This window comes from Sorangium sp. So ce176 (genome assembly GCF_051519835.1).
Taxonomy (GTDB): domain Bacteria; phylum Myxococcota_A; class Polyangia; order Polyangiales; family Polyangiaceae; genus Sorangium; species Sorangium cellulosum_G.
In genome coordinates, this window is sequence record NZ_CP150371.1 from 3,206,973 (window position 1) to 3,217,500 (window position 10,528).

At 72.0% G+C, this 10,528-nt stretch carries 11 protein-coding genes; 10 read left to right on the forward strand and 1 reads right to left on the reverse strand.

What is annotated here, in order from left to right; translation table 11 throughout:
- Positions 1 to 122: 122 nt before the first annotated feature.
- The 3 genes from nadC (at position 123) to WMF42_RS12280 (ending at position 2,561) form a co-directional block, all read left to right on the forward strand.
- On the forward strand, positions 123 to 974 hold the full coding sequence (gene nadC / locus WMF42_RS12270) for a carboxylating nicotinate-nucleotide diphosphorylase (protein WP_081426619.1): 852 nt from the start codon (positions 123 to 125) through the stop codon (positions 972 to 974).
- Positions 971 to 1,792 carry a biotin--[acetyl-CoA-carboxylase] ligase gene (locus WMF42_RS12275; protein WP_437691990.1) on the forward strand — a complete coding sequence of 274 codons (822 nt, stop codon included), beginning with the start codon at positions 971 to 973 and terminating at the stop codon, positions 1,790 to 1,792. Before nadC ends, WMF42_RS12275 begins: the two co-directional genes overlap by 4 nt.
- Positions 1,793 to 1,907: 115 nt before the next feature.
- Positions 1,908 to 2,561: a radical SAM protein gene (locus WMF42_RS12280; protein ID WP_061609266.1), complete on the forward strand. Its 654-nt coding sequence runs from the start codon at positions 1,908 to 1,910 to the stop codon at positions 2,559 to 2,561.
- A gap of 61 nt (positions 2,562 to 2,622) precedes the next feature.
- Here WMF42_RS12280 and fbp read toward each other — a convergent pair whose 3' ends face one another.
- Positions 2,623 to 3,675 (reverse strand): class 1 fructose-bisphosphatase, encoded by a 1,053-nt coding sequence (fbp, locus tag WMF42_RS12285; protein ID WP_437691992.1) that lies wholly within the window; start codon positions 3,673 to 3,675, stop codon positions 2,623 to 2,625.
- A 302-nt stretch (positions 3,676 to 3,977) separates the two neighbouring features.
- Here fbp and WMF42_RS12290 point away from each other — a divergent pair, with 302 nt between their 5' ends.
- The 7 genes from WMF42_RS12290 to WMF42_RS12320 all read left to right on the forward strand — a co-directional run bounded on the left by WMF42_RS12290 (position 3,978) and on the right by WMF42_RS12320 (position 10,318).
- Complete coding sequence (locus WMF42_RS12290) at positions 3,978 to 4,904, forward strand: class I fructose-bisphosphate aldolase (RefSeq protein WP_437691994.1); 927 nt, start codon at positions 3,978 to 3,980, stop codon at positions 4,902 to 4,904.
- 309 nt (positions 4,905 to 5,213) lie between these two features.
- Complete coding sequence (locus WMF42_RS12295; protein ID WP_061609268.1) at positions 5,214 to 6,698, forward strand: leucyl aminopeptidase; 1,485 nt, start codon at positions 5,214 to 5,216, stop codon at positions 6,696 to 6,698.
- 3 nt (positions 6,699 to 6,701) lie between these two features.
- On the forward strand, positions 6,702 to 7,556 hold the full coding sequence (ttcA, locus tag WMF42_RS12300; RefSeq protein ID WP_061609269.1) for a tRNA 2-thiocytidine(32) synthetase TtcA: 855 nt from the start codon (positions 6,702 to 6,704) through the stop codon (positions 7,554 to 7,556).
- Positions 7,557 to 7,566: 10 nt separating this feature from the next.
- Positions 7,567 to 8,409, forward strand: coding sequence for a hypothetical protein (locus WMF42_RS12305; protein ID WP_061609270.1), 843 nt, complete (start codon positions 7,567 to 7,569; stop codon positions 8,407 to 8,409).
- A gap of 96 nt (positions 8,410 to 8,505) precedes the next feature.
- Positions 8,506 to 8,688: a hypothetical protein gene (locus WMF42_RS12310; protein WP_061609271.1), complete on the forward strand. Its 183-nt coding sequence runs from the start codon at positions 8,506 to 8,508 to the stop codon at positions 8,686 to 8,688.
- On the forward strand, positions 8,685 to 9,668 hold the full coding sequence (locus tag WMF42_RS12315) for a peptidylprolyl isomerase (RefSeq protein WP_437691997.1): 984 nt from the start codon (positions 8,685 to 8,687) through the stop codon (positions 9,666 to 9,668). The genes WMF42_RS12310 and WMF42_RS12315 overlap by 4 nt, the downstream gene beginning before the upstream one ends.
- Positions 9,665 to 10,318, forward strand: a complete 654-nt coding sequence (locus tag WMF42_RS12320; protein WP_061609273.1) for a hypothetical protein — start codon at positions 9,665 to 9,667, stop codon at positions 10,316 to 10,318. The genes WMF42_RS12315 and WMF42_RS12320 overlap by 4 nt, the downstream gene beginning before the upstream one ends.
- Positions 10,319 to 10,528: the final 210 nt, after the last annotated feature.

Consider the following 10,528-nt stretch of genomic DNA (forward strand, 5'->3'; position numbering starts at 1 on the left):
GGGGTCAGCGATGACGCGATGCGTTATTGCGAGAGCTTTGACCGTGCGACGTCGCTGATGCGTGCGCGTGGGAGCGGGTATACCTGGTGGCGCCGCGGGGTGCGGCGCTGAGGGAGATGCCTGTGCTGGCTGCGCCGTTGCTCGATGCCTTGATCGATCGCGCTCTGGAAGAAGATCTCGCGGGAGGCGATCTCACCACCGAGGCCTGTGTCGAGGCCTCCGCGCGCGCCACCGCGAAGGCGGTCGCGCGCAAGCCGCTCGTCGCGTGCGGGGGGGCCGTGTTCCTCCGCGTCTTCCAGCGCCTGGATCCGGCGGTGGAGGGCGAGGTGCTCGTCCCGGACGGCACCTCGGTCGACACAGGCGCCGTGCTCTGGACGGTGCGCGGCGCGGCGCGCACGCTCCTCGGCGCGGAGCGCACCGCGCTGAACTTCGCGCAGCGGATGAGCGGCGTGGCCTCCGAGGCGCGCCGTTACGCCGCGGCGATCCCGGCCGGGTCTGGCGTGCGCATCACCGACACCCGCAAGACGACGCCCGGCCTCCGCGCCCTGGAGCGCTACGCGGTGCGCGTCGGCGGCGCGCACAACCACCGCGACAACCTCGGGAGCGCGGTGATGATCAAGGACAACCACATCATCGCGGCGGGCGGCATCACGACGGCCATCGCCCGCGCGCGGGCGCGCGCCCCGCACACGACGAAGATCGAGGTCGAGGTCGCCTCTCTCCAGGAGCTCGACGAGGCGCTGGCCGCGGGCGCGGACATCATCATGCTCGACAACTTCACGCTCGCCGACGTCAAGATCGCCGCCGCTCGCGCGCGGTCGTCGCAGCGTGGCCGCCCTCTCCTGGAGGTCTCCGGCGGCATCACGCTGGAGCGCATCCCCGAGCTGGCGGCGGCGGGCATCGACGTCATCAGCGTCGGGGCGCTGACGCACTCGGCGCGGGCGGCCGACATCGCGCTGGATCTCTCGCTGTGAGGCGGCTCGACGCGCGGGCCATCGAGCTCGAGCTCTCGCGCCTCGGCGCGTCGCTCGGGAGCCCGCTCGCCGTGGCGGCGGAGACAGCGTCGACGAACGACGACGCGCGGAGCGCGGCCGCCGCCGGCGCGCCGCACGGCGCTGCGTTCCTCGCCGACGCGCAGACGCAGGGGCGCGGGCGCGGCGGGCGCTCCTGGCACTCCCCGCCCGGGGAGAACCTCTACCTGTCGGTGGTGCTGCGCCCCAGCCTGCCGGCGAGCAGCGTGGCGCCGATCGCCCTTGTCATGGGGCTCGCCGTGGCGTCCGTCGTCGAGCGGCGGCTCGTGTCCTCGGCGCGCCTCGGCGCGCCCGGCGGCGACCCGCTCGCCGAGGTGCGGCTCAAGTGGCCGAACGACGTGCTGGTCGGGGGCCGCAAGCTGGCGGGGATCCTCGTCGAGGCCCAGCTCCGCGGCCACTCGGTGAGCAGCGTGATCGTCGGCGTCGGGCTGAACGTCCACACGTCGCGCTTCCCGCCGGAGCTCTCGGCGCGGGCCACGTCGCTGGCGATGCTCGGGATCGACGACGTCCCGCGCGAGGTCCTCGCCGCGGAGCTGCTCCAGGCGCTCGGCGACGCGGCGGCGAGGTTCGAGGCCGGGCGGCTCTCGCCCTTCGCCGAGGATCTCGCCCGGATGGACTGGCTGCGCGACCGCCGCGTCGAGGTGGCGGGCGTGGCCGGCGTCGCGGCGGGCATCGACGCCGAGGGGCACCTCCTGGTCCGCGGCGGGGATGGCGTCCTCCGGGCGGTGGCGGCTGGCGAGGTCAGCGTCACTTCCGGCTGAGCGCCTCGCGCCGCTTGCGTTGCGCGCGCCGCGCAGCCAAAGCTTGCGCCCATCGCGGGTCGCCGGCGGCGCGGAGCTGGCCAGGCCGACCCGGCTCCTGGGAGGCGTCGCTTCCTTGAAAGAAGACACCCTCGTCGTCCACGAAATCTACGCCAGCGTGCAGGGCGAATCGACGTTCGCCGGGCTTCCGTGCACGTTCGTCCGGCTCACCGGGTGCAACCTGCGCTGCTCCTGGTGCGACACGACGCAGGCCTTCTACGGCGGCAAGCGGATCCGCCGCGGCGACGTCCTCGAGCGCGCGCTGGCCTTCGGCACGCCGCTGGTCGAGCTCACCGGAGGAGAGCCGCTCCTGCAGCCCGGGTCGTTCCCGCTCCTCGTGGAGCTCTGCGACGCGGGCCGCACGGTCCTCGTCGAGACCAGCGGCGAGGCCGACGTCGCGCGCGTCGATCCGCGCGTGCACAAGATCATGGACCTGAAGGCGCCCGGCTCGGGGGAGTCCCACCGGAACCGCTGGTCGAACCTCGACCACCTCACGCCGCGCGACGAGATCAAGTTCGTGCTCGCCGACCGGGCGGACTACGAGTGGATGCGGGGCACCATCCGCGAGCGGCGCCTCGACGTGCGCGGCGTGACGCTGCTCGCCTCGTGCGTCTGGGGCAAGCTCTCGACGAGAGATCTCGTCCAGTGGGTGCTCGACGACGGCCTCCGCGTCCGGGTGCAGGTCCAGCTCCACAAGGTGATCTGGGGCGCTGACGCGCAGGGCGTCTGACCGGCGGGCCGCCCTCGCCGCGGCCCGTCGGGGGAGGCGCCGGCGCCGTGCTCTCGGCGCCTCAGCGCTCGCCGCTCAGAAACTGCTCGAAGTCCTCGACGTCGCGGGGCGAGCCGAGGACGAGCGGCACGCGCTCGTGGAGCGACTGCGGGACCAGATCGAGGATGCGGTGGGACCCTGTGCTCGCCTTGCCGCCGGCCGCCTCGAAGATGAACGCGAACGGGTTCGCCTCGTAGAGAAGCCGCAGCTTGCCCTGGCCGCTTCGATCGGCCGGGTACGCGAAGATGCCGCCCTTGAGGAGCGTCCGGTGCGCGTCCGCGACCAGCGATCCCACGTACCGCGCGCCGTAGGGCCTCCCCTCGCGCTCGCTATCCTCCTTGATCCACGCGTTCCAGCGGCGCACGTCCTCGGGCCACCGCGCGCTGTGGCCCTCGTTGATGGAGTACGTCGAGCCGCGCTCCGGGATGCGGATATTCTCGTGGGAAAGGAAAAATTCGCCCACGGTCGGGTCGTAGGTGAACCCGTGAACGCCGCCGAGGCCGGTCGTGATGACGAGCAGCGTCGACGATCCGTAGAGCACGTAGCCCGCCGCGACCAGGTCGCGGCCGGGGCGCAGGAAATCGGAGGGATCAGCGCCCATCTTGGCGTCGCTCTTGCGGAGCACGCCGAAAATCGTGCCGATCGAGATGTTCACGTCGATGTTGGACGAGCCGTCGAGCGGGTCCACGACGATGATGTACTTGGCGCGCGGGTCCGTGGAGAGGAGCCTCATGTCGCCGAGCTCCTCGCTGACCACGGCCGCGCAGTGCCCGCGCCGCCCGAGCGCGCTGAGCAGCGTCTCGTTGGCGACCTCGTCGAGCTTCTGCACGATCTCGCCCTGCACGTTGGTCTGTCCCGTGTACCCGAGGACGTTGGCGAGGCCGGCCCGCCGGACCTTGGAGGTGACGAGCTTCGCCGCCAGGCCGATCTGGTTCAGGAGCGAGGTGAACGCCCCCGTCGCCGAGGGGAAGCCGAGCATTCCCTCGAGGATGTACGTCTCGAGCGTGATCCCGATGCGCGACGGCGCCTCAGGCGGATTCCAGCTCAGATTCCGTTGGTCCGATGAGAGCGACATGATCCCTCCGCGTTGTTGGCCAGGGACGTCGCCGCCCCGTCGCCTGCTCGCGCCCGCGCCCGCTGCCGCTGCCCCCGAGAGCCGACCGGCGCGGCGTCGAGAATTGCGTATCCCCCGGCTCCGTACAACATCCTCCGGGCGCGGGGCCTCGGGGGCGTTTGGCTGGACACGTTCGTCCAGCTCCTGAAGATGCGGCCCGAGCCCGCCCGCCCGTAAGCGCTGCTGCGCGCGTCTCGGGAGGGCAGGTTCGCGCCCCTGGCGGCCTTGCGTGCCTCACCGCAACACCATCGACGGAGTGACTCATGGCGCTCACGACCCGTGTCGAGCAGATCCTCTCCTGGTACTCCTCCGAGAACCCCGGCACGCTGACCAACCTCGTGCGGTTGCTCAACCACGGAGCGCTCGCGGGCACCGGCAAGCTGGTGATCCTGCCCGTGGATCAGGGCTTCGAGCACGGCCCGGTGCGATCGTTCGCTCCGAACCCCGAGGCCTATGATCCCGACTACCACTTCCAGCTCGCGATCGACTCCGGGTGCAGCGCGTACGCGGCGCCGCTCGGGTCGCTGCAGGCGGGCGCGGGCAAGTTCGCGGGCCAGGTGCCGCTGATCCTGAAGCTCAACAACAGCGACACGCTGGCGAAGGTGGAGCAGCCAATCTCGGCGGTGACCGGCTCGGTCGAGGACGCGCTCCGGCTCGGCTGCGTCGGCGTCGGCTACACGATCTACCCCGGGTCCGGCGCGAGGAACCGCATGTACGAGGATCTTCGCGAGATCACCCTGGAGGCCAGGCGCAAAGGCCTGGTCGTCGTCGTCTGGAGCTACCCGCGCGGCGCCGGGCTGTCCAAGCAGGGCGAGACGGCCATCGACGTCTGCGCGTATGCCGCGACGATCGCGGCCCAGCTCGGCGCGCACATCATCAAGGTCAAGCCGCCGACGGCTCATATCGAGCAGGAGGAGGCGAAGAAGATGTACGAGAAGTACAGTATCCCGATCCAGACGCTCGCCGACCGGACCCGCCACGTGGTTCAGACGACCTTCAACGGCAAACGCGTGGTGATCTTCTCCGGCGGCGAGTCGAGGTCGACCGACGCCCTGCTCGAGGACGTGCGCGAGATGGCCGCGGGCGGCTCCTTCGGTTCGATCATGGGGCGGAACGCGTTCCAGCGTCCTCGCGCCGAGGCGTTGAAGCTCCTCGCCGACGTGATCCAGATCTACAGGTCCGCGCGCTGACGCGCCCGTCGACCGGGTGTTCGGGGCGGGGGACGCGCGGGCCCTGGTCCGGTCAGAGGCATCGCCCCGGCGCTCCGGCGCGGTGGCGGCGGTCGAGTCGGCGACGCCCGCCCGCGCCAGCGTCCTGCCGACGACGAGGTCCGAGCGGCGCTGAGCGCCGCTGCGCGCCGCGTCGCTCTCCCATGGGAAGCGCTCTCCCTGCCGCGCCTCGGGCCGACCGCTCGCGGCCATCGTCCACGTCGACGGGGTTAGCCCTTCGTGATTAGATGCCGCGCTGGAAACCCTCCACGTCCGGGCTCAGGAGACCGCATGCCGATCAAAGTGAACCTTGCCTCGTCAGACCCGCTGAGCCTCGCCGTCGACGTCGTCGTCATCGGCGTGCACGAAGGCGCTTCGACGGGTGAGGGCGTGCTCGCGAGGCTCGTGGAGGCCCTGGGCGAGCACGTGGCCCACCAGGTCAAGCGGGATGACTTCACGGGGAAGAAGGATCAGAGCATCGACTTCGCCACGAACGGCGCGCTGAAGCCGGGCCGCGTGCTGCTGCTGGGCCTCGGGTCGGGCAAGGTCACCGACGTCGAGTGCCGGGTGCTCGCGGCGAAGGGCGCGCGCTTCGCGAACGGCGTGCGCGCCGAGAGCGTCGCGGTGGCGGTGCCGCCCGGCGTCGAACGCGCGGAGCGGGCCGTCGCGGAGGGCCTCGTCCTCGGGGCCTACCGGTTCACCCGCTACTTCACGGGCGATCGCGTGCCCAAATTCGCGCTCTCGCGCGGCACCGTGGTCGTCGAGGGCAAGCCGGGCAAAGCGGCGCGCGACGCGGTCGCGCTCGGCCAGCAGGTCGGCGAGGCGATCTGCGTCGCGCGCGATCTCGTCAACGAGCCGCCCAACGAGCTCTACCCCGAGGCGCTGGCGCGCGTCGCCGCGGGGATCGGCAAGCAGCACGGGCTCAAGGTGACGGTGTTCGACAAGGCCGCGCTGACCAAGCGGGGCATGAAGCTCATCATGGCGGTGGGGCAGGGGAGCGCGCGCGAGCCCCGGCTGATCCACATGGTCTACGCTCCTTCCGGCAAGCCGAAGGGGAAGCTCGTCTTCGTGGGCAAGGGGCTGACCTTCGACAGCGGCGGTCTCTGCATCAAGCCGGCTCCGGGCATGGAGGAGATGAAGGGCGACATGGGCGGGGCCGCGAACGTGATCGCGCTGATGGCCGCCGTCGCGTCCGCCAGGCCGAACGTCGAGGTGCACGGCGTCATCGGCTCTGCAGAGAACATGCCCGACGGCGCGGCGTACCGCCCCGGGGACATCTTCGGCTCCCTGGACGGCAGGACGGTGGAGATCATCAACACCGACGCCGAGGGGCGCCTCGTCCTCGCGGACTGCCTCGCCTACGCGCGCGCGCTCAAGCCGGACCTCATCGTCGACAACGCGACCCTCACGGGCGCCTGCATGGTGGCGCTCGGCCCGACGGTGTCGGGCTTCTTCTCGAACCGCGAGGAGCTCGCCGAGCGCGTGCGGAGCGCCGCGAAGGCCGCGGGCGAGTCGATGTGGCAGATGCCGCTGGTAGAGGAGCTCCGCGAGGGCCTGAAGAGCGACTGGGCCGACATCAAGCACACGGCCGACCGCTGGGGAGGGGCCATCACCGCGGCCCTGTTCCTGCGTGAGTTCGTGGGCGATGTCCCCTGGGTCCACGTGGACATCGCCGGCCCGTCGATGGCGAGCAAGCCCTACGGCATCGTCTCCAAGGGCGGGACGGGCCACGGCGTGCTTACCTTCCTCCGCCTCATCGAAGGCTTCACCGGTTAGATCGTGCAACTCCGCCGCAAGCTCGCGCGCGCCATGGGCCGCGCCATCACCGACTTCGACATGATCGCCGACGGCGATCGGATCCTCTGCGCTGTCTCGGGGGGCAAGGACAGCTACGCGATGCACGCGCTCCTCGTGGACCTCGCGCGCCGCGCGCCGGTCCGGTTCAGCGTGATCGCGGTCAATATCGACCAGGGGCACCCTGGCTACCCCGGACACCTCCTGGCCGACTACATGGCCGCGGGCGGCCACGAGTTCCGGATGATCTCCGAGGACACCTACTCGATCGTCACCGAGAAGATCCCCGAGAACAAGACGTACTGCTCCCTCTGCTCCCGCCTGCGTCGTGGCATCCTCTACCGCATCGCGCGCGAGCTCGGCTGCTCGAAGATCGCCCTCGGCCACCACCGCGACGACGCCGTGACGACGCTGCTGCTGAACCTGATCTTCGCAGGCCAGCTCAAGTCCATGCCGCCGAAGCTCGTCTCCGACGCCGGCGACAACGTCGTCATCCGCCCGCTGATCTACTGCGCCGAGGACGAGCTCGCCGCGTTCGCGGCGGAGGAGCGCTTCCCCATCATCCCCTGCGACCTGTGCGGATCTCAGGAGAACCTCCAGCGCAAGGCGGTGAGCCGGCTCCTCGCGGAGCTCGACGCGCGCCACCCCGGGACGCGGCAGAACATGCTCGCCGCCCTCGGCAACGTGCGCCCGAGCCACCTGTTCGACACGGGCCTCTGGAAGCGGCTCGGGCTCGAGGTCGCCCGGGAGGAGGGGGGCGCGAGCGGCGACGACGCCGGCGCGCGTGCGCCGGCGCAGGAGGTCCTTCCCGTGGGCAACCTGCTGAGGAACCTGGCCTAGCGGCTCGCCCATGAGCACGGACGCCCCCGGTGCGATCTCGATCGGCGCTCCGCGCGAAGCGGAGTCGTCCGCCACGGCTGCTGGCGGACGCGGCGGGAGGCCAGCGCGCGGGGTCGAGGGGCGGTCGAGCTCGGAAGGCCCCGAGGCCGCGCAGCCCGGAGCAGGGCGCTTCGACCTGGGTCTCGGCGACGGGCGCGCTCCGCAGGCGCTGCTCGCGGCGATCGTCGCGTGGATGATCACGGTCGCGCCGGCCGCTTTCGGCCGCGGCGCGCCGACGTCCGCCAGCATCGCCGCCACGCTCGCCTTTCTCTGCGGCGCCGCTGCGCCGCTGCTCGCTGCGACCCACCGCCGGCTCGCGCGGCACCTCGGCATCTCTGCCTTCCTGGCGCTCGCCACGCTGACCTGGCTGCTCGCGTCGCCGTCCCTCCAACCGTCCCGCCTCGACCCTGTCCGCGCGGCGATCGGCGCGATCGCCTGGGGTATCTTCGCGCTCTCCTGGCGCGATCGGTGGGATGTTCGGCGCCCGCAGGAGCCGGACCCGGACGCCCCCCTCCTCCAGGCCCGGGCCCACCTGCCCCCGCTGGCCACGGCAGTGGTCGCCTTCGGCGCGCTCGTGAGCCTGGCCATCCTCGTTCTCGCGTGGCGCGTCCGGGACCCCGATCGCGCCCTCCTGGCCCAGGCGGTCGCCGTGGCCTGCGCCGTCGCGCTGATCACGGCCGCCTCCGGGGTCGCCGTCGCCCGCGGACGCAGGCACACCGCTGGCGGACGGCGGCTCCCTCACCGCGCCATCCGGCAGTTGCTCGTCCTGATCGTCTTCGCCGTCCTGGGGGCGGTCGTGATGATGCTGCGCTGAGCGGCGGTTCGGCCGTGGCCCTCGGCCCGCTTCTCGTTGCTCACCATCCCCCGCATCCCCGCCGGTTCCCCGTCGAATCGCGTTACACTCAGGCGCGTGTCCCGCGCAGTCGACGTATTCGCGATTCTGCTCCTCTCCGCCGCGGCGTTCTCCTTCGCCTTCGGGGTCCACGCGCTCGGCGATCGCCAGGATTTCAAGGCGATTTACCTCCTGGTGATCGGCGGGCTCTCGCTCAAGGCATCCACGGAGATCCTTCGTCCCCGCGGGGGTAGCGCGTGAGCCCCGGGCGCCGAGCGATCGCGGGTGCCGCGTGCCTGTGCGCGTGCGTCGCGTGGGCTGCTCTATCGACGTCCGCGAGGGGAGCGCCGCCGCTGCCGCCCGACGTGGCGGCGCGCGTGGGCGCGATCGACATCCACGTCGACTCGGTAGCTCGCATCACAGCAGCGCAGCAGCTCCTGCCTGCGCGCGCCCGGGACGCGGCGATCCGCGACGCGCTCTTCGCCGCGGAGGCGCGGGATCGCGGCCTGGATCAGGCTCCCGAGGTGCAGCGCGAGATCAGCGCGGTGCTCGCCCGCCGGCTGCTTCATCGCCTGAAAGAGGAGGCGGAGAGCGCAGGCCCGGTGACCGACGACGAGCTGCGCGTCGCCACCGAGCGGCACTGGCTCGATCTCGACCGCCCCGAGGGATACCGCACCGTGCACGCCGTCGTGAGGCTCTCGGCTGACGCCGACGAGGCCACGCGCGAGAGGGCGAGGGCGCTCGCCGAAGCGATCCGGAGGGCGGTGCTCTCCGCGCGCGACGTGGCCTCGCGCTCCGAGCCGCCGCGCGCCGTCGAGGCGCGGCAGCCGCCCACCGATCCGGCCGCCGACGCGTTCATCAGCGCGGCGAAGGCGGTCCCTGCCGACGGCCTTGAGGTCGTCGCGCAGCCGCTCCCGCCCGTCACCGCCGCGGGCCGCGCGCTCACCCCGGAGCCGCAGCAGTTCGACGCCGACTTCGCGCGCGCGGCGGCGTCCCTCGCCGCGCGCGGGGACCTCAGCGCGCCCGTGGCGTCGTCGTTCGGCGTGCACGTGATCATGCTCCTCGAGCGCATCCCCGCGCAGGTGGTGCCCGCCGAGGAGCGGCGCGGCCTGGTGCGCGACGAGGTCGTGACCGAGCGCGCCCGCGCCGCGCAGGCGAAGCTCCTCGATGAGCTGCGGCGCGAGCCGTGGGTCGCGGGCGGCATCGACGCGCTGCTCGAGCTCGTGCGGATCGAGCCATGAGCACCTCGCGCAACGGAGCTCGCAAACGGAGCCGAGGCCCGCTCTCACGTGACCAGGCGCCTTCGTCGTTCACGACCATCCTCGAGGATCTCCTGTGCGCGATCCCGGGCGCGCACGCCGCCGCGCTCGTGGACTTCGAGGGCGAGACCATCGACTATGCGGGCTGCCTGGAGCCGTTCGACGTGAAGGTCACGGCGGCCCACTGGCAGATCGTCCTGTCCGAGGTCGCGATCGCGCCGCTCGGCATGCCGCGCCAGATCACGGTGCGCGCCCACCGCAGGAGCTACATCGTCCGTCAGCTCCAGCCTGGCTACGCGCTCGTCGTCGTGCTTCACCCGAGGGCCGCCTTCGCCGCGTCCCATCGCGCGCTGCAGGAGGCAGACGCGCGGCTCTGCGCCGAGGCCGGCTGGACCGCGTCGCGAGGGACGCGGTGGTACTGCGTCGACGTCGAGACCGAGGCCGCGGATCGAGGGCGCCCCGCGCGGCTGCGCGGCGCTGGCGGCTGGCAACCCGTCGAGGTGATGGGCTCGATGGTGGGCCTTGGTCCGCGCGAGAAGGGCTTCCGGATCCGGCTACCGAGCGGCGCGGAGATGCTTCTCATCCGCGAGCGGATGGGTCGCTGGTTCGCGGACGAGCACCCAGAGACGTGAAGACAGCGGCCGAGGTCGCCCGGCCGGCGGGCCGGCGTACCCGCTTGGTGAAAAACCTGAAAACTCGGCGACTTGTGCCCCGAGAAGCGGGTCGGAAAAAATACTATTGACCCCGCGGATACCCTGAGTATCTTCCGCCCTCCCTGGTGCCCGGACGCCGACGCGGCGGGCAGCCTTGGCGAGCTGTGCAGCGTGTACCTCGGCATGCCG

What these genes read in the sequence shown, in the direction of transcription:
- WMF42_RS12320 (WP_061609273.1), top strand. Translation starts at nt 9,665, where the DNA reads ATGAGCACCTCGCGCAACGGAGCTCGCAAACGGAGCCGAGGCCCGCTC.
- WMF42_RS12295 (WP_061609268.1), top strand. Translation starts at nt 5,214, where the DNA reads ATGCCGATCAAAGTGAACCTTGCCTCGTCAGACCCGCTGAGCCTCGCC.
- fbp (WP_437691992.1), bottom strand. Translation starts at nt 3,675, where the DNA reads ATGTCGCTCTCATCGGACCAACGGAATCTGAGCTGGAATCCGCCTGAG.
- WMF42_RS12290 (WP_437691994.1), top strand. Translation starts at nt 3,978, where the DNA reads ATGGCGCTCACGACCCGTGTCGAGCAGATCCTCTCCTGGTACTCCTCC.
- WMF42_RS12305 (WP_061609270.1), top strand. Translation starts at nt 7,567, where the DNA reads ATGAGCACGGACGCCCCCGGTGCGATCTCGATCGGCGCTCCGCGCGAA.